This window comes from Paraburkholderia elongata, assembly GCF_013177735.1.
In the GTDB taxonomy this organism is placed as follows: Bacteria; Pseudomonadota; Gammaproteobacteria; order Burkholderiales; family Burkholderiaceae; genus Paraburkholderia; species Paraburkholderia elongata.
In genome coordinates, this window is sequence record NZ_WOEZ01000115.1 from 56,550 (window position 1) to 75,081 (window position 18,532).

Annotated in this window: 12 protein-coding genes and 1 pseudogene; 7 read left to right on the forward strand and 6 right to left on the reverse strand. The window is 61.8% G+C overall.

Going from position 1 to position 18,532, the window contains the following annotated elements:
- Positions 1–407 precede the first annotated feature (407 nt).
- Positions 408–1,583, reverse strand: a complete 1,176-nt coding sequence (locus GNZ13_RS21630) for an IS110 family RNA-guided transposase (RefSeq protein ID WP_456238730.1) — start codon at positions 1,581–1,583, stop codon at positions 408–410.
- A 267-nt stretch (positions 1,584–1,850) separates the two neighbouring features.
- On the reverse strand, positions 1,851–2,201 hold the full coding sequence (locus GNZ13_RS21635) for a hypothetical protein (RefSeq protein WP_172167930.1): 351 nt from the start codon (positions 2,199–2,201) through the stop codon (positions 1,851–1,853).
- 310 nt (positions 2,202–2,511) lie between these two features.
- Here GNZ13_RS21635 and GNZ13_RS21640 point away from each other — a divergent pair.
- The 6 genes and pseudogenes from GNZ13_RS21640 to GNZ13_RS21665 all read left to right on the forward strand — a co-directional run.
- A pseudogene (locus tag GNZ13_RS21640) lies at positions 2,512–3,078 on the forward strand (flagellar motor switch protein FliG); the annotation flags it as partial.
- Between the two features lie 327 nt (positions 3,079–3,405).
- On the forward strand, positions 3,406–4,713 hold the full coding sequence (locus GNZ13_RS21645) for a UxaA family hydrolase (RefSeq protein ID WP_236002116.1): 1,308 nt from the start codon (positions 3,406–3,408) through the stop codon (positions 4,711–4,713).
- A 485-nt stretch (positions 4,714–5,198) separates the two neighbouring features.
- Positions 5,199–6,482 (forward strand): ATP-grasp domain-containing protein, encoded by a 1,284-nt coding sequence (locus GNZ13_RS21650; protein ID WP_172167933.1) that lies wholly within the window; start codon positions 5,199–5,201, stop codon positions 6,480–6,482.
- Positions 6,483–6,492: 10 nt separating this feature from the next.
- On the forward strand, positions 6,493–9,192 hold the full coding sequence (locus GNZ13_RS21655; RefSeq protein ID WP_172167934.1) for a CoA-binding protein: 2,700 nt from the start codon (positions 6,493–6,495) through the stop codon (positions 9,190–9,192).
- Positions 9,193–9,399: 207 nt separating this feature from the next.
- Positions 9,400–10,698 (forward strand): MFS transporter, encoded by a 1,299-nt coding sequence (tcuC, locus tag GNZ13_RS21660; protein WP_172167936.1) that lies wholly within the window; start codon positions 9,400–9,402, stop codon positions 10,696–10,698.
- A gap of 41 nt (positions 10,699–10,739) precedes the next feature.
- Complete coding sequence (locus GNZ13_RS21665; RefSeq protein WP_172167937.1) at positions 10,740–11,522, forward strand: substrate-binding domain-containing protein; 783 nt, start codon at positions 10,740–10,742, stop codon at positions 11,520–11,522.
- A gap of 15 nt (positions 11,523–11,537) precedes the next feature.
- On the opposite strand, the gene dctA is transcribed toward GNZ13_RS21665, so the two are convergent.
- From dctA to GNZ13_RS21685, 4 genes are all read right to left on the reverse strand, one after another.
- Positions 11,538–12,839: a C4-dicarboxylate transporter DctA gene (dctA, locus tag GNZ13_RS21670; RefSeq protein ID WP_172167939.1), complete on the reverse strand. Its 1,302-nt coding sequence runs from the start codon at positions 12,837–12,839 to the stop codon at positions 11,538–11,540.
- Positions 12,836–13,765: a LysR family transcriptional regulator gene (locus GNZ13_RS21675; RefSeq protein ID WP_172167940.1), complete on the reverse strand. Its 930-nt coding sequence runs from the start codon at positions 13,763–13,765 to the stop codon at positions 12,836–12,838. The genes dctA and GNZ13_RS21675 overlap by 4 nt, the downstream gene beginning before the upstream one ends.
- 291 nt (positions 13,766–14,056) lie before the next feature.
- The gene (locus GNZ13_RS21680; RefSeq protein WP_172167942.1) at positions 14,057–15,502 is read right to left on the reverse strand and encodes an IS1182 family transposase; all 1,446 of its coding nucleotides are present in this window, start codon (positions 15,500–15,502) and stop codon (positions 14,057–14,059) included.
- A 450-nt stretch (positions 15,503–15,952) separates the two neighbouring features.
- Positions 15,953–16,186 carry a hypothetical protein gene (locus tag GNZ13_RS21685; RefSeq protein ID WP_407945651.1) on the reverse strand — a complete coding sequence of 78 codons (234 nt, stop codon included), beginning with the start codon at positions 16,184–16,186 and terminating at the stop codon, positions 15,953–15,955.
- Between the two features lie 1,036 nt (positions 16,187–17,222).
- Between GNZ13_RS21685 and GNZ13_RS21690 the strand changes: the two genes are divergently transcribed.
- Positions 17,223–18,532: lytic transglycosylase domain-containing protein (locus GNZ13_RS21690; protein WP_172167946.1), on the forward strand; the 1,310-nt coding region annotated here is incomplete at its 3' end.

Below are 18,532 nucleotides of genomic sequence, written 5' to 3' on the forward strand. Positions count from 1 at the left end.
TAGTCGTAGCTGGCTGAGGGGCAGGCCGGCCTGGGAAGCCAAGGCTCGCACCACGACCGGCTGTGCAGGAGTTATCCACGGCCGGCCGGCGGGTTGCCTGTTACGACCGTGACGCTGGCCGGCGGTGGATAACTCCGGATCACCATGAGGCAGGTCCCTCCTGATAGCTGTTACTGCGATCCATGCCATGTTTCATGTCTGAAGTGGATCGTCGCGCACGTAAGACTCCAACGTCTTACTCACCTTCTATCCGCTGGCAGGTAGCCAGCCTTATCCTGCATGCGCATTGCGCCGGAATCGTGACCGGGAACACGCCCAATCTTGAAACATCGGTTGCTGTGGCAACCCAGGGCAGGCACGGGCGTGTTCACTTCAGACCATGTGAGTAGCAAGGCGCGTGAGGGGCGTCACCCGGCGCACCGGACGGGCTGGCCGGGCTTCAGTTGCGCGCCTTCGGGAATTACGCCATCCTTAAGATAACGCCACAAGGCAATCGCCAGTCGCCGTGCGACGGCGACGATGGCGATGCGTCGGGCACGGCGGTTGGGGCCAGTGCCCTGCGTGCGCTGGTTGAACCACTGCGTCAGTGCACTGTCGGGCTGGTAGCGCAGCCAGCACCACGCCATCTCGACCAGCAGCGCACGTACCCGTCGGTTGCCCTGCTTACTGATCCCGTGGTCGACCTGACTCTCGCCGCTGTCGTAAGGCTGCGGCACGAGCCCGACGCACGCCCCGACCTGGCGCCGGTTGCTGAACTGCCTCCAGAACAGTTCGAGCGCCAGGCGCGACGCGCCCACTTCGCCAATCCCCTTCAGGCGCGCCAGGTCATCGCTTCGCTGGCGCGCGGGGGCCGGCACGCTCGCCTGCCGCGTCTTCTCGAGCGTCGTGAGCTGCTGCTCGGCGAGCGCCAGCCGTTCGCACTCGCGCAGCAGCCGCTCACGCAGTTCGCGCGGTAGCGCGGAGCCGTCGTAGCACCTCAGCTCGTCACGCGCGAGGCGGCCGGCGAAGGCATTGTGATCGACCTCATCCCAGCAGCCGAGCGTGGCCAGCAGCTTGCGCATGCGGTCGCGGTGCTGCAGCACTTCCTTTTGCAGTTGCCCGCGATCGCGCATCAGGTGGCGCGACGCTTCATCCTGCGCGGACGGCACGTGAACCACGTGCATGCGGTCGCGCTCGCCGCGCAGCCACGCGCGAAGGTTGATGACGAGCTTGATCGCGTCAAGCCGGTCGGTCTTCGCACGCCGCTTGCGACGCTCGACGGGGATACTGGCCGGATCCACGACGTAACATTCAATGCCGTGGGCCTGCAGCGCACGCCAGATCCAGAACGCGTCCGGGCCAGCCTCGTAGCACACGACGACGCGCGCGCCAGCCGGCAGCGACCACTTCTCCTTGTGCAGTTCGATCAGGTCCAGCACCGCCTGCAGGCGGGCGGCGGCCTGCGGCTGCGCGACCGTGTGCACCGCCGGCTGCTCCCGTTGGCCGTCGTGCAGCGCGACTTTCCACTTGCTGGCCGCGAGCTCGAGTGAGACAGCCAGCACCACTTCTTCACTACCTAACTGACACCTCCGGTCGTTGCCCATGATCATCTCCTATACAGTAGGCTCGCGATGCTGATTGTAGGCATCAGTCTCTCGACGGCCCGGATACTCATAGGATCTTGACCCCAGCCCTCGTCCTTCTGCGCACGGGAGACCACCCCCCGGGCAAGGTTGGTCAGCGTCGTCGATTAATTTATGAGTATCCCTTAAAAAGCTTGACAACTTTCCGCTCATAGAAGGCGACCCGCCGTCCGGCCGTGGACAACCCGCAACGTCACATCAAAGGGAGGACCCTCACCCGGGCACAATTCAACTACGTAACCGTCCACTGAAGCGGGTCACCCCCAGGGCTGCAGTGAAGGCTGCGTTGTGTTGCCACCAGAAGTCATCACGGCGCTCAAAAACCTCCACATTGTTTCGAGCGCGCTCGCACAGCGAGGCACTCACGCTCAGGAAATCCGGGATTCCCAATGGCGGGCAATGTTTCAACGGGCTCACGAGGCGAAGACGGCGCTCGACCGGCACGGGGGGAGAGCTCAAACGCACGCGATTGTGCTGCTTCGACAGATGACACACGCATGCCAGGGTCTGGTTGATCGGCACGCGGCCCGACAGGAGATTCCCTTCGCCGTGTGGCGCGAAGTGGGCAGGCTTGGGCACGATGCTTACGAGTGGGTCAACCTGAACGTACCCCGCCGGCGAGGCACCGACGCATGAATCCCGCACCGTTCAGGTCAGCGTACCGTGCCGGACTTAAAGCGGACCGGCTCGCGCAACATGTCCGGCATGTACTTCCGGCACGCCCAGGCTGGCCCACGGTCCGTCGTCCTTTAAGGTCTCCGGGAGGCATGCGACCGACGGATGGAGCATTGCTCCCAACGTCCGGACAACAACTGAGCGACGCGCGCTTGCCGGGAAAAAGAGATCAGAAGATCGCTGCGATCGTTGTTAGCAAGTCACGGAGCGGTCAGTGAACGCCGAAGGAGTCAACAAGGCCGCGTTGCTACTGATGTCGCTCGGTGAAGACGAGGCGGCCGAAGCCTTCCGGTTCCTCGACCCACGTGAGGTGCAGAAGATCAGCATCGCGATGGCCGGGCTGAAAAACGTCACGCGCGGTGCCGTCGACACTGTGCTGCAAGACTTCATCAAGGAAGCAGAAACGCATACGACGCTATCGCTTGACTCGAAGGATTACATCCGGTCGGTGCTGACCAGGGCGCTCAGCGAAGACAGGGCTGGCAACGTCATGGACCGCATTCTGCTCGGTGACGACGTTGGCGGCATCGAAGGCCTGAAGTGGATGGATGCGCCAGCCGTCGCGGAACTGATCAAAAACGAACACCCGCAAATCATCGCAACCATCCTCGTGCACCTTGATCCGGAGCAGGCTTCTGACGTACTCGAATGCTTCACCGAACGGACGCGCAACGACGTGCTGCTGCGCATCGCCACGCTCGACGGCATCCAGCCGGCTGCATCGCGCGAACTCGACGATGTGATGACAGAGTTGCTGTCTGGCAGCGGTAACGTGAAACGCAAGGCGGTTGCCCCAAAGCGGCGAGATCAGATTGATCGCGCCTTGGACTAACTAACCTAAGTAGGGATAGTCCTTAAAGAAAACCTGCCTGTGTGAAAGCTAGCAGAAGGATTTGGCACACTACGATCGTAGCGTCGATACGGAAGTGGCGGCAGAGCGCGGTTGCGCGCCGCGCATGAAAAGGTGATCCGCTACGGCGCACCAATTGAACACGTGAACGTCGGCATCGAGACGGGCGAGCACATGCACGCAACCCCGAAAGCGACTGTCTTCGCGCCTATACGCGCAACGGAGGCCACAGCTATGTCGTGCGCTGAGGGATCGATCATGAATCGACCTGTTACGGATCAACCGATGCTGAGCGGCTATCCGCGCGGCGACGGGCGCAAGGGTATCCGCAATGTCGTCGCGGTCGCATATCTCGTCGAATGTGCACGCCACGTCGCGCGTGAAATCGTCGCGCAGTTCAAGCCGCTCTTCGGCGACGCGGACTTCGACGTGGCGAACGCGCACCATGCGGCGCCCGAAGTGCATCTGATCGGCTTTCCGGGATGCTATCCGAACCGCTACGCCGAGAAGATGATGGAACGCATCGCGACGCATCCAAACGTCGGCGCGGTGCTGTTCGTGTCGCTCGGCTGCGAGAGCATGGACAAGCACTATCTGGCGGATGTCGTGCGTGCGAGCGGGCGTCCGGTAGACGTGCTGACGATTCAGGAAAGAGGTGGCACGTGCAGCACGATCCAGCAAGGCGTCGAGTGGATTCACCATGTGCGCGAGTTGTTGCGCGAGCAGCCCACCGTGCCAATGCGCCTCGACGAACTGATCACAGGTGCGATCTGCGGTGGCTCGAACGGCACAAGCCGCATTGCCGCCAACCGGGCTGTGGACCGCGCGCTCGTCATGCTGATCGCGGAGGGTGCCGCATGCGTGTTCGATAGAACGGCGGCATGCGAATACGAAATAAAGTCGTGCGAGGCGCGCCCCGAACTGGCCGATGCGATCATCCACTGCCTTGCTAAGGCGACCCGCTACTCCAGGACGGTCGGGCGCGGCGGTTTCGCGGTCGGTAACGCGGGAGGCGGACTGATGATGCAGGAGAAGAAATCGCTCGACGCCTGTGCGAACAGCGACGCGTTGCCGGACGTCGGCATCGTCAAACCGGGCGACATTCTGCTGACGGGTGGCCTGTATCTGCTCGAATGTGGTGCCGGACGGCGAGCCACCTTCGGTCTACCGAAAATCAGCGATAACGCGGAGATCCGCGAGCTAATCGCCTGCGGTTGCCACGGGATCCTGTCCACGACTGGACGCGCGCCGGTGGTCGGCTCCGCGATCTCACCCGTCATCACTGTGTGTGCGCATCCGACGATGTTCCGTAATCTGTGCGGTGACATGGACGTCGACGCCGGGCATGTTCTTGAGGGCTGCAGCACGCTCGATCAGATTGGCCGCGGGTTGTTCAGTCTGACGGTGGCCGTCGCGAACGGCACGCGTTCGAAGTCGGAGATGCTTGAGCATCGGGAGTTCATCACGAGCTGTAACTCCTTCGAGCCGATCGGGCCGGCGTGCCTGCCGGCCAGTGCCCACGACGAAATGTTGCATAAAAAGTCACTCGGACTCATGGCGGCGTGAACTGACCGTATCTGTCCGCGAGGCGGCTTGCTGCGGCATCGGTGCACGGATGCCGATGTGAATGGTCCTGGAAGTGCATTGATAACGTTTGAACATCAATGCTTCAAAAAATTGCACTTATCGCGTAGTTCCTTTTGCGTGAGTATCTGCAATCAAGATACCAGAGAGATTGGAACGACAGTCGAACGCATCGGAGACAAGCACATGCACACCCGGACGCCGCCCTTTCCACACGTCGCAGCCTGCAAGGCAGCCCACATCCCTCCTTGCATGGCGGGCGGTGCGGTTTCGCGATCAAGTCAGTCTTCGCGCATCGGATCTCGTAGAGCGCACCCGAGCGCCGCTTAGAGCGTGCGCCAACGACCGCGCATCTGTTCTGCGCACATACGGTGCCCGATCAATGGCCCGACCGGCGGTTTGCCAATACCGGCGCCACACGACCCGTTTTCCTTTTCATATCGCAATGAACTTCAGGAGACATTTCCATGCAAATCACCGGTATGTTGCACGGCGCCCGCCTGTTGCAATTCGTCGGATTCCCGGCCAGCGAGATCCTGGACCCGAGCGCCAGCGAGGAGGAAATCAAGGCCTTGATCGATCGTCATGGTCAGATTTTTATCAAGCCCGTCTTCAAGGGCGGAGTCGGAAAGAAGGGGAAGGCGGGCTTGCTGGGCCGCGCGACCGACCTCAAGACAGCGTTGTCCGAAAAGGAGCGGTTGTACTTCGCCGAGCATGCCGTCGGCCACCTGAAAGCGAAGGCGAATGGCGTGACGTTCGAAGCTGGCGTCCCGGCCAAACACGAGGTCTACTTCTCGATCACCGATTCCACCCGCTTTCGTGCACCAACCATGACGCTCTCGCACATGGGTGGCATGGAAATCGAAGAGGTCGACCCGAAGCACGTGGCGATGGTGCCATTCGACGCGTTGACCGGCTTGAAGGCGTTCGTCGTCGCCAATGCGCTGAGTGAGATCGGCGCGCCGAAGGAGATCATCTCGCCGCTCGTTCAGCAGTTGCCGAAACTTTGGGAGCTATTTCACGACTTCGGCATGACCACGCTGGAGTTGAATCCGATTCGCATGCGCGAAGACAGGAAGGGGCGCCTCACACCGGTTGCCTGTGACTTCAAGTGCGGCTTCGATCGCGATGATCCGCGCTGGGCGCGTCTCGGGCTGCCGCCTCATCTGTTCGCAGCGGACTACTCCGATTTCGAGCAGGAGATCAATCAGCTGCGCACCCACCAGGGGCAGAGCGATGTGTATGTGATCAACGAGAGGGGAACGATCCTCGCCCCCACGTTCGGCGGAGGCGCCAACTCGCTCGTGACCGAAATGCTGGGCGATGCGGCGATTATCTCGTCGGATTTCGGCGGCAATCCGCCTTATGCAAAGATGAAGGAAGTGGCTCGTATCTGCTTCAGGCACTGGCTCAAGCAGGCGAATGTGCTTTTCATCATCGGCGGCAAGTCCAACAACACCGACATCTTCGAGACGCTGCGAGCGATGGCCGACGCGCTTCGCGAACACTTCAGCGAGCACGGCCCGACACCGCTCTATGTCGTGCTGGGCCGGGGAGGCCCGAACCTCGTACGAGGCATGGCCGCGCTGAGAGACACATGCGATTCGCTCGGTCTGCCTTACCGGCTGTTCGGATTCGACTCCGACATCAGCGAAGTCATCCAGTACGCGAGGCAGGCAGACGCATGGATGCAGGCCGGCGGCCGTGCCGAGGTTGCAGCCCAAATCGGCGCTGAAACGGCTCAGGCTTAAGGAGATCGACATGTACAAGCAAGGCAGCAACCAGTTCAAGTATTTCGTCGGTGTCAACTCGCTCGCGCAGATCGCCACGCGCGACGACCGCGTGTGCGTCCTCAACATCCTGGGCGGCGAATCCTCGGACGTGACGCCCATCAGTCATGCATTCTCCGGCGGCAATGTCGTGTTCGGCACGGCGCCGGGCAAGGGCGGGCAAGTGCTAGCCACATCGATCGGCGATATCCCCGTCTACAACAACGTTCGCGAGGGTCTGGAAGCGGGACACCGGTTCAACTGCGGGGTGGTCTACCTGCCGCCATCGGCGGCCCGCGACGGTGTCGCCGAACTGATTCGGGTCAATCCTGATCTTCGAAAGATATTCATCATCACCGAAAAGATTGCCGTACACGACGCCCGCGAAATCCGCGCGATGGGGCAGCAAGCGGGCATCGACATCTTTGGGGCGAACGGGCTCGGCGTCGCCGACTCGTGGAATCGCGTGAGAATCGGCGGAGCGCTTGGCGGCGACAATCCGGACGATTCGTTGCGCAGGGGCTCGATCGCGATCTTCTCCAACTCGGGCGGCTTCAGCACGACGATCGCGCAGTATCTGCGCATGAGTGGCTGGGGCACGTCGACGGTCATTTCCAGCGGCAAGGACGTCTACATCCACTACGCCGCGCCGGAATTCGCGTACGCGCTCGCGAACGACGCGCGCAGCAAGGCCGCTGTGCTCTATTGCGAACCGGGCGGCTACTACGAAGCCGACGCGGCCTTCACGAAGCCAGTCGTCGCGTGCGTGGTGGGGCGATGGAAAAGCCAGCTGACGCGGGCAGTCGGCCACGCCGGAGCGATGGCGGGCGGCGCCGACGACGCGCAAGCCAAGGAACGCTGGTTCATGGAGAAGTTCTGCGTGGATCGCCTCTTTACGCCCGACGATCCCTGCTGCTCGGACAAAGGCGCCGTGGTCACGAACATCGCGCATATCCCGGCCGCCCTGACTGCCGTGATGCGCGCCAACGCAACGATGCCCGACTTCGCGCCGGAGGGCAGTCTCGCGCTCAAGCCGTGGTTCGGTTCCGACCAGGACATCGCCCTTCCCTCCGGCCTTGCGATTCCGGTGGTGGAAGCTGTCGCGCCGTACAACGAACAGATCTTCCAGGTCAATCGCCAGGTCGGCGCGATTGCGCCCCGTCAGGCGCTAAAGGACGCATCGAGTGCGTCGCAGATGGACGCGAAGACGCAGGTGAGCAGTCTGCACGGAACCTCGATGCTGGATGCCGCGACGCGTTCGCTTGAAGCAAACGTAAGCCTCGCCCTGCTGCATGAATTCGGCGGCGAGAACGACGAGAAGCTCATCAATGTCGCGATCGCCGCATCAATCAATCTGCACGGAACACCGGAGCTCGCCGCGGCGCAGGCCGCTCGCGAGGCCGGCAACGCGCCGAACGCAATTCTGGCGGCTGCCGCTTCGATCGTCGGGCCGAATCGTCAGCGCGCGGCGCGGGACGCCGCGAAATGGCTGATCGATCGCTTCGCTGCTGCCAACCTTGCCAACCCGCTTGATGAAACCTTCGACATCAGCCGGATCGACGCGAGCGGGTCGGAGCGGCTATTTACGGGCTCCCATGACCCGCGTGCCGAGGCGATGCTCGCAGGACTCGCCGAGCGTGGCGCCAGGTCGGCTTTCATCCGCTGGATCACGTCCCGACCCGCTCACCCTACGGCGGACGCGGTGCTGGCCGCGATCACCGCGACGCTGGCGTGGGGACCGCTCATGCGCAAACGCATCTCGCGCGTGACTGCCGAGAGCCTGCCCTGGTGGACCATGCTGTTCGGAACGCTGATCGGCGCTTCTGCGGATGCATCGCGACACAGTCCAGATGGCTTCTGTGGCTTCGCAACCGACGAACTCCTGAACGAACGCAGCCTTACCGAGATCTGCTTTGCCGCGCTGCTCAACCTCAAGCCTGCCCCTGATGACCTGTTCGCCTTCAAGACGCTCGTCGGCCTGCTGCTCACCAACGGTCCGGGTGCAATCTCGGCGCAGGGGGCGAAGGGCGCGGTATCAGCCGACGGTCCGGAAAGTCCCGAGCGCGTGCAACTCAACAAGGCGCTCGTCGGCTTTCTTTCGCATACAGGCTACACGCATGGCGGCAACGGGTATGAGGGCATCGCATTTCTGATTGAGGCCTTCCGGGATAGCGGGCTCGACGATCCGTCGAACCCCGGCCATGGTGTGGATCTGCGGTCGCTTGCCGAGCGCTCCGTGGAGCGGTATGCGCAGTACAAGGCACGGCAGAAAAATGCAGGCAGCCTCGACATAGCGAAGCTTCCGGGCGTGAATCATCCGGTCTTCAAGGACAGGCCAATCAACCACGACCCGCGCGAGGTGTTCATCGCGGATCTGTGCGAGAAGCGTGGGGAATACAACGTGTTCCATGCGTGGTATCGCTCGCTCGTGCAGGCGTTGTTCGATGCGGGCGTCTCCCGCAACGTCTATTGCGTCAATGTCGATGCGGTGATCGCTGCCCTGCTGCTCAAGATGCTGTGGCAGCCGCTGCGAAGCGGAGAATTCAGCGAGTCCGACCTGGAAACCGCCGCGTTCACGATCTTCCTTTATCCCCGGATGCTCGGCTGCGCGGCGGAAATCGACGATCACCTCAACCGCGGGCGCAACATGGACACACGCACGCCAGCGTCTGAGTGCCGCTTCGTGGCCTGATCGTTCGCCTTGCCGGCTGCGGGGTGAGCCAGCCGCGTCGCTGCTGCACCGAGCAGCTTCGGCGGGCTTTCCTCGCACCCATTGATAACCGCCGAACATCAATCGTTCAGAAAATTGCACTTATCGTTTCGCGGCGTCCAGGCCAATATTCCAGAAAACCACAATCCGCCGGATCGTCGCGAATTCAAAATTTCAGGAGACACCTTGATGCAACCCTCCGCCACCACCCTGTCCCCCGGGCACTCCAGGAGCGCCGCCGTTTTCCGCGTGACAGCCGGCAACTTCCTGGAGCAGTTCGACTTTTTCCTGTTCGGCTTTTATGCGACGCAGATCGCCGCTGTCTTCTTCCCGGCGGCCAGCGAGTTCGCATCGCTGATGATGACCTTCGCGGTCTTCGGCGCCGGCTTCCTGATGCGGCCGCTCGGCGCGATCATCCTCGGCGCGTATATCGACGATGTCGGTCGCCGTAAGGGCCTGATTGTCACGCTGTCGATCATGGCGAGCGGCACCATCCTGATCGCGTTCGTGCCCGGCTATGCGACGATCGGACTATTCGCCCCGGCCCTGGTTCTCATTGGCCGTCTGCTGCAGGGCTTCTCCGCGGGTGCGGAACTGGGCGGCGTATCAGTTTATCTCGCCGAGATGGCGACGCCGGGCCGCAAGGGTTTCTTCACGAGCTGGCAGTCGGCGAGCCAGCAGGTGGCGATCGTCATCGCTGCCGCGCTCGGCTTCGCGCTAAATCAGTGGCTCGACACGGCGGCGATCGCTGCGTGGGGATGGCGCGTGCCGTTCTTCGTCGGCTGCATGATCGTGCCTTTCATCTTCATCTTGCGGCGCAATCTCGAGGAAACGCAGGAATTCAAACAGCGCCAGCATCGGCCGAGCATGAAAGAAGTCTTTACGACGCTCGTGCAGAACTGGAATGTCGTGATCGCGGGCGTGCTGCTGGTCGCAATGACCACCACGAGCTTCTATCTGATCACGGTTTATGCGCCGACCTTTGGCAAGACGGTCCTGCATCTGAGCACCGCCGATAGCCTGCTCGTCACGCTGTGCGTGGGGATCTCCAACTTCATCTGGCTGCCGATTGGTGGCGCGTTATCGGACCGGATCGGACGCCGTCCGCTCCTTCTCGGAATGACGATCCTGGCGATTGCGACCGCTTACCCCGCGCTATCGCTGCTGGCTCACGCTCCGAGCTTCGTCAACATGCTGCTTGTGCTGCTCTGGCTCTCGTTCATGTACGGGATGTACAACGGCGCGATGGTCGTCGCACTCACCGAAGTGATGCCGGTCGAAGTGCGTGTCGCTGGATTCTCGCTGGCCTACAGCCTTGCGACGGCGGTCTTTGGCGGTTTCACACCCGTTATCTCGACCGCGCTCATTCACATGACGGGCGATAAAGCCGCGCCGGGCTACTGGATGAGCTTCGCCGCGGTGTGCGGGCTCGGTGCCACACTCGCACTGTATCGGCGCCGTCGCGTTCCGCTGCATGCGGCTTCCTGAAGCATCGCTTCGCTCCTCGAACTTCAGCCTGACTTTCAACCATGAAATCCATCCTTCTGAAACTCTGCACCGGGGCGCTCCTCGGCAGCGCCGCCGCTGCGGCGAATGTGCAGGCCGCCGATCTGCACGTGATGAGTTCTGGCGGCTTCACCGCCGCCTACAAGCTGCTCGGCCCGAAGTTCGCGGCGTCCACGGGCAACACGCTCGATACCGCGCTCGGACCGTCGATGGGCAAGTCGCCGGAGGCCATTCCGAACCGGCTTCAGCGCGGCGAGCTTGCCGACGTGGTGATCATGGTCGGCTATGCACTCGACGACCTCATCAAGCAGGGCAAGGTGATCCCCAATTCGCGCGTCGATCTCGCGGATTCGCGCATCGGCATGGTCGTGCGCGATGGCGCGCCGAAGCCCGACATCGGGTCTGAGGCGGCGCTCAAGGAAACCTTGCTGCATGCCCGGTCGATCGCTTACTCGGATAGCGCGAGCGGTGTCTATATCGAGCGCGAGTTGTTCAAGCGGCTCGGCATCGAGGAACAGGTGAAGACCAAGGCGAAGATGATCCCGAAGATCCCGGTGGCGTCGGTGGTTGCAACCGGCGACTACGAAGTGGGATTTCAGCAGGTGAGCGAGTTGCTCCCGGTGAAGGGCGCAGCGTACGTCGGCAAGATTCCGGAGTCGATGCAGTCCGTCACGCGCTTTGCGGCCGGCATCCCGGTCGGCGCGCAGCATCCGAAGGAGGCGAAAGCGCTGCTCGACTATCTCGCGTCGCCCGCCGTGCAGCCGGAGGTGACATCGACCGGGCTCGATTCCGTCGCCACTCATTGAGACGACGGCAACGATTCAGCCCGGCAGGTCGGCGGGCTGATCGAAAGCTTCTTCGGGCTCATGCGCCAGGCTCAATGCTTCTTTCAGACGCGCCCGGTCGCAGGCGCGCTCCCACATCGATACGAAGATCACCGCGCAGGCGTTGCTGATCACGCTCGTCAGGGCACGCGCCTCGGACATGAAGCGATCGATGCCGACCAGTAGCGCGACGCCTGCAACCGGCAGATCCGGAATGACGGCGAGCGTCGCGACGAGCGCAACCAGTCCGCTGCCCGACACGCCCGCCGCCCCCTTAGACGTGACCAGCATGACCACGAGCATCGTCGTGATCTGGCCGCCCGAGAGGTGTACATCGCAGGCTTGCGCGATGAACATCGAGGCGAGCGTCAGGTAAATCGCCGTGCCGTCGAGATTGAACGAATAGCCGGCGGGCAGCACAAGACCTACCATGCCCTTGTCGTAGCCAAGCGCTTCGAGCTTGACGATGAGGCGCGGCAGCACTGGTTCGGTCGACGACGTCGCGAGCACGATGATAAGTTCCTCGCGAAGGTAGCGCAGCAAACGCCAGAGGGAGAAGCGATGCAGGCGTGCGAGCGGACCGAGCACGCAGACGACGAACAGCAGGCACGCCGCATACAACGACACCATCAGCATGCCGAGCGAGCCAAGCGAACGGATGCCGAAACGGCCCACCGTGAACGCCATCGCGCCGAATGCCCCAACGGGTGCAAGCCGCATGATCAGCGCGAGGATGCGAAACAGCACGTGCGCGATGCCGTCGATGAATTCCTGCACTAGCCGTCCGGCGCTTCCGCTGGCGTTCAATGCGAAGCCAAACAGAAGGGCAAGCAGCAGGACTGGCAGAACCTCGCCTTTCTCGAAGGCGCCGACGAACGTCTCCGGAATCAGATGCAGTGCGAACTCGGCGAGCCCGTGCGACTGCGTGCGAGTCGAATACTGCGCGAGGATGGTGGTGTCCAGATGATGCGCGTCGATGTGCAGTCCCGCGCCCGGATGCAGCGCGAACGCGGTCGCGAGGCCCAGAACGAGCGCAACGATGGTGAGAAGGTAAAACAACGCGAGCGCCTTCAGGATGGTGCGGCCGATCTTCGAGCCGCTCGCAAGCGAGGTGATGCCGATGACGATCGTGCAGAAGACGATTGGCGCGATCATCATGCGTACCAGAGCGACGAATGCATCGCTGAGCGGTTTGAGCGATGCGCCGACCTGTGGCCAGAAGTGGCCCACGGTCATGCCGAGTCCCATTCCAAGCAGGACCTGGACGTAAAGCAGCCTAAAGGGCCTTGGTAGTGTCATTTCGGGGTCTTCTTCGCCGCACCGACCATGCCGCTGCGCTTCGTGTCGAGGATCGTCTGGTAGAACTGCTGCGCGGCCGGCGCGAGGGGGCGTCCCCGGCGTCTGACAATGCCGACTCGCCTCGTCACGACCGGATCGACGAGCGGCACGCTGGTCAAAATCGGATGGTCGCGCATGGGCATTGCCATTGAAGGCACCGCTGCCACACCGAGTCCCGCTTCAATCAGGCCGAGCATGGTGGTGACATGGCGAGTCTCGCAGACGCTCGGCACTGCCGGCGCCACGTTGGTCAACGCCTGATCGAGCAGCAGGCGGTTGCCGGAAGTCTTGTCGACGGAAACGTATTCGTGTTCATAAAGCTCACTCCAGGTCACCTGCTTTTTCCGAGCAAGGGGATGATCGCGACGACACGCGGCGACGAACCGTTCCTGCAGCAGGACCTTGAACTCGACCTCGGTTTCCTGGCTGCCCATGAAGCTGACGCCGAAATCGGCTTCACCGCTGATGACCGAGCCGAGCACTTCGTTGGCGCTCGAGTCCAGCAGCTTGACCCGGATCCGCGGATAGCGGCTGTGATAGGCGGCAACGACGCTCGGCAGGAAATAGTAGGCGACCGACGGTACACATGCGATGGTCACATGACCTAGGCGGCTGCTGGAGACGTCGCGGATGCCGAGCAACGCGACATCGAGATCGTCGAGAAGTTGTTCAGCGCTTGGGGCGAACACGCGACCTATGGTGGTGAGCGTCACGCTGCGGGTGGTCCGCTCGAAGAGCCGCACGCCGAGCGCCGCTTCGAGCTTCTCGATGCGCCGGCTCAGCGCTGGCTGCGAAATATTGACCGCCTCCGCTGCTTTGCGGAAGCTGCCCAACTCCGCGACGGCTCGAAACGCCTGCAAATCGTTCAGGTCGAAGTTGACGCCCACGGGCCATCCTCCGCATTTTAGATGCGACTATTTTGCATGATACGGACGCGCCCTTCGAGGCAACACTCGGTGATTAGCCCGCGAGGGGTCACCGAAGTCGGGATCGAGGGGCCGGTTTCGTCGTGTCAGCGGTCATTCATGGCCGAGAGGTGGGCGTCTCTTCATGGCCGAGACCGTGTGAAAACCCGATTTTTGCCCGTGAGGGCGAGATTGCCGGTCAGGTTGATCGAGTTTAATACGCCGAGCTTGCCGTAATCGAACATCGCGAGCGAAAGAAAGCCCCTCTGGGCCTTAGGTTTGAGCCATTCTTATCGCCTTTAATGCTTCGGCAACCCCGAGTATATTCAGGACGCGCTTCAGGTTGTAGGCCAATACCTGAAGACTCATTTCAGTGCTCACCCGTCCGAGCGTCCGGGTCAGGAAGTGCGTGGCACCCATCCAGTACTTGAGCGTACCGAATACGTGCTCAACGGTACTTCTGCGAATGGTCATTGCATCTGGTTTCCGGTCAAGCCTACGCTGCATGGCCTCCAGTATCTGTTCGTGCTCCCATCGTCGGATACGGCGATAGTCGCTGGGCGAACATCGCTCCTTGAGATGGCAATGCGCGCACGCGCTGGGCCAGTACACATGCAGATTCATGTCATGCTCAACGGTCGTGAATCGATGAATCGCGCGCTCGCCGGCGGGGCATCGATACTCATCGTTCCTGGCAACGTAGACAAAGTCTCGCTTGGTAAAGAGCCCTTTCTTCCTTGATGCCGAGGTGAGCGGTTTCGGGACATACGCCTTGATCCCGGCCAGTTCGCACGCGCGGATATCCGGACCGCTGAAGTAGCCCCGGTCAGCCAGCACCTTCAGCTTCGGCTTGCCCATCGCGTTCTTCGCCGACACAGCCATCTTGCTGAGTTGCCCCTGATCGCTTCCGATATTCGTCACCTCGTGTTCGACGATCAGATGATGCTTCGTATCCACGGCGGTCTGAACGTTGTAACCAACCGTTCCGGTTCTTTTGCCACCACTGGTCATGGAACGGGAATCCGGGTCGGTAAGCGACAGCTGTCTGTCCGGTTCGTTCTTCAGTTGCTCTTTGATTTGCTCGAGCTCACGCATCCGCTGGCGCAACAGCGCGATCTTCTCGTACAGGCGCACGGTCTTCACATCGAAACCTGTCGGACTGGTCCGGTCTGCGGTTTCAATCATGTCGAGATATCGCTGCACGCTTTCCTCGATCTGCTGCTGACGCTTGTCGATCTTGCCTGCGGTGTAGTTCCTGTCACGGCTGTTCACAGCCTTGAACTTGCTGCCGTCGATTGCCACCATGTCGCCGGATAGCAGCTTCAGTCCGCGACACAGTTCGACGAAACGACGGCATACGTTGCGAATGGCTGGGCCGTTGTCGCGGCGAAAGTCGGCGATCGTCTTGAAGTCTGGCGCCAGACGTCCTGTCAGCCACATCAGCTCGACATTGCGCTGGCATTCGCGCTCAAGACGCCGGCTGGACGGCACCCGGTTCAGATACCCGTAGACATAGATGCTGAGCATCACGCCCGGATGATAGGACGGGCGCCCCGTGAGCGCTGGCGTGGTACCGTTGAATCCAAGTTCCGCGAGGTCCAGTTCGTCGACGAAGGCATCTATGACCCTGACCGGATTGTCCTGTCCGATGTAGTCATCGACGCATTCGGGAAGTAGTGCGACCTGCTTGCGGTCATCGCCTTCAACGAATCGCTTCATGAGTCACCCGGTCTGAATGCGTTGATTCAGTTTAGGCGATGAGTGTGTTTTCACACAGGCTCGGCCGCAAGCTGACAGCTAGGCTATGGAGGCTACCGCCCCTCGTGTTCGTCTGCCTCGCCGTCGCGGAGTATCCGCAGCACGGCGTTTGCTGATTGTCGACCTTCACGACAATCACTTAACGAAGGAAGCAATTCGGGTGAGGGCGAAGAAGCGGTCGCGGTCGCCGCCGTATTGGCAGGCTGATCGCCGTTACTCAGCGATTGAAAAGCGCGCTGGTCGGCGTTGCGGCGATTTGGTGGTTCGCTCAACGCGCGGGCTGGCGCCGCGGATGTAGAGGATCGCGCAGATAGCTACCATCGTCCAAATGCAGAGAATTACGGTCAAGGCACTCATTTCAGTCTTCAGAAGTTCGACACTGCGATTAGTTCTGTCTGGCCTGACGGCCAGTCAATGTGCCGTAGGTTGGTCGGTACCATTGAGCAATAGCTCATCGATCAGGCGCGTGGTCAGTGCCAACTGCTTTTCGAGCGACACGCGCGCTACTTCCGCCCCCACCGTGTCGCCACGTGCGACGGCGTTGTGAGTCTGCGTCGCGAGGCGCAACACGGACTCCGACGCGAGGTGCAGGCCGCGCATCATGCCCGCGTCGGAGTACGGCGAAGGACTGTTCCAATCGGACATAGATACGTCCGGTAGGCCAACTTCGAACTGACAACTTTTGTGGTGGCGGAAAGACATCTCAGGCTCCCTGCGCGATTGGCACGATGTCAGTGTGCGCCGACGATGGGGAGTCCAATCCGTTAAAAAGAAGCCAATTTTGGAGTTAATCCGTCGCCATCGAAAGAACGAAAAATTTGCTATAAAAATGGGGGCCGGGCCGCGCGCGGCTAGAAACTGGGCGGGCGGATATTTTGCGGGGCGCAACCTTACGCGGTTACGTGGGAATCGCCGAGCCGCGTCGCACGTATGCGGGGTGCGACCGGCTCTTCAGCGGGTAGCGTCGCATGTCGACCCTTCTCTGCCGCTCGACGCTCGGCCGTCTCAATGTCTCTTACCAAAGCTGAATCGCCGGTCGAATGACCACGCGCCGACGAGAGCGAACTGCTGCAATTGGCCGTCTATCGTCGCAGACTACCGTGCTCCGTTAAATACTGACGCAGCGCGCAAAGCGGTCGTATAAAGATTTGCTTCGAACGTCACGGCCTTTGACGATGTAGATCACAAACTCGGCCACGTTCGTCGATCTCGACTTCCATCCGACTAGCCAAGGTCTCGGCCGTGCCCCCCGCGCTCGCTGCCTGGCTACCGTGGTTAGGTCCAACAACCACCTCACTCGCAGCACTCGTGAGCTCTAGCCGCGCTGGTCAGTCAAGAGTCTTTCTCGACATAAGCGGAGGAATCTCCACCCAGGTGGGTGCCCGTTTCATTTAGTCCTCGCTGCTCTTTGACGACCCTCCGCTCCAAAACCACCCAGAAGCGAGCATCCCGGCCAGAACGACCAACGCCGCGTTCAAGACCTTCTGGATCGCATTGCCGAATCCAGCTCCCGGCCCACGCTACGAAACAGCGGACACGCAAGTGCCGATGTGGCCCAGGCATCCGGCTCGCAAAGAGCTGAATTGCGGGTTGAGTCCTGTGTTTTTCGAAGCTTCGCTTCGCCGGGTAGCGGCCTAAGCTTTGGTTCAATGTTCTGCACTGAAACAACGAGAAAACAGCGATGTCCACACGACTTCACCGGGTGTCTCGCACGGTCGGCCTTGCCCTTGCCGCCGTGACATTGGTCATGTCTGGCACGGTGCTAGCCAGACATCCCACCCCGTTCACCTCGTTATCCGCCGACGATCAGATTTTCATCAAGTTGCATGACGCTGCACGCGACAACGATCCCGCGCGCGCAGCGCACCTGGCAAGCTTGATTCCGAATTATCCGGCGCCGGCTTATCTCAGCTATTTCCAGATCAAGCCGCGTCTGTTCAACGGCGCGGGGCATGCGAATCTCGACGCGCCGGACGCACCGGTGCTGTCATTTCTGCAACGCTACGACGGACAGGCGATTGCCGACCGTCTGCGCAACGACTACCTTCGCGTGCTCGGGGCGCGCCACGACTGGCACGATTTCGATTCGCAATATTCAAAGTTCGTCCTGGACGACGACACGCAGGTGAAGTGCTATGCGCTCGAGTCCCGTGCCACGCGAGGCGAAAATGTGGCCGACGCGGCGCGGGCGCTGCTCGTCGAGCCGAACTGGTACGGTGACGGCTGCGTCGATCTGATCACCGCGCTCGACCGTAACCAGCAGTTCACTCCGGACGATGGGTGGCAGCTGATTCGCCAGGCCTATGAACAGGGCGCGAGGACGACGGGCGGCAGACTGGTCAATGCGCTGGGCGCGGCGCGCCCGGATCAGCTGCTCCTCGAGCAGGCGACGAACCAGCCACGCCTGTTGCTCGCGAAAGGCATCCAGCTGGACGCAGCGTCCCATCAACTCGCGCTGCTCGCCATCACACAGTTGGCGGTCGGCGATCCGGAGGCCGCCGAGGCCACCTTCACCGTAATCGCACCGTCGCTCACCCTGGCAGAACGGGCTATCGGTTGGGGCACGATCGCCTATCAGGCGGTGCTCAGGCAGCTACCGGGCGCGGTGAACTGGTACCGGCTGTCGGCGAACGCGCCCCTGTCGAGTCAGGCCTACGAGTGGCGCACGCGCAGCGCGCTGCTGGCCGGGGATTGGACAATGGTGCGCTGGTCGATCGAGCAGATGCCGGCCGCGCTGCGCGCACAGCCAGCATGGGTCTACTGGTACGCGCGCGCGTTGAAGCAGAGCAGCGAGGTGGCGGCAGCCGACCAGGAATTCCGAACGATCGCGGGTAACTACACCTTCTATGGCCAGTTGGCCTCCGAGGCGCTCGGCCGGCAGATCGTGATCCCGCCGCAGACCAAGGTGACCGACGAAGAAGTTGAGCGGGCTGGCCGGACACCAGGCTTCGAGCTGGCAGAACGCTTTTACGCGCTGCACCTGCGTACGGA

Excerpts from the sequence above, each read along its gene's own strand:
- GNZ13_RS21685 (WP_407945651.1), bottom strand. The coding sequence starts at position 16,186 with ATGTCCGATTGGAACAGTCCTTCGCCGTACTCCGACGCGGGCATGATG.
- GNZ13_RS21645 (WP_236002116.1), top strand. The coding sequence starts at position 3,406 with ATGAATCGACCTGTTACGGATCAACCGATGCTGAGCGGCTATCCGCGC.
- GNZ13_RS21655 (WP_172167934.1), top strand. The coding sequence starts at position 6,493 with ATGTACAAGCAAGGCAGCAACCAGTTCAAGTATTTCGTCGGTGTCAAC.
- GNZ13_RS21680 (WP_172167942.1), bottom strand. The coding sequence starts at position 15,502 with ATGAAGCGATTCGTTGAAGGCGATGACCGCAAGCAGGTCGCACTACTT.
- GNZ13_RS21665 (WP_172167937.1), top strand. The coding sequence starts at position 10,740 with ATGAAATCCATCCTTCTGAAACTCTGCACCGGGGCGCTCCTCGGCAGC.
- GNZ13_RS21650 (WP_172167933.1), top strand. The coding sequence starts at position 5,199 with ATGCAAATCACCGGTATGTTGCACGGCGCCCGCCTGTTGCAATTCGTC.
- tcuC (WP_172167936.1), top strand. The coding sequence starts at position 9,400 with ATGCAACCCTCCGCCACCACCCTGTCCCCCGGGCACTCCAGGAGCGCC.
- GNZ13_RS21630 (WP_456238730.1), bottom strand. The coding sequence starts at position 1,583 with ATGGGCAACGACCGGAGGTGTCAGTTAGGTAGTGAAGAAGTGGTGCTG.
- dctA (WP_172167939.1), bottom strand. The coding sequence starts at position 12,839 with ATGACACTACCAAGGCCCTTTAGGCTGCTTTACGTCCAGGTCCTGCTT.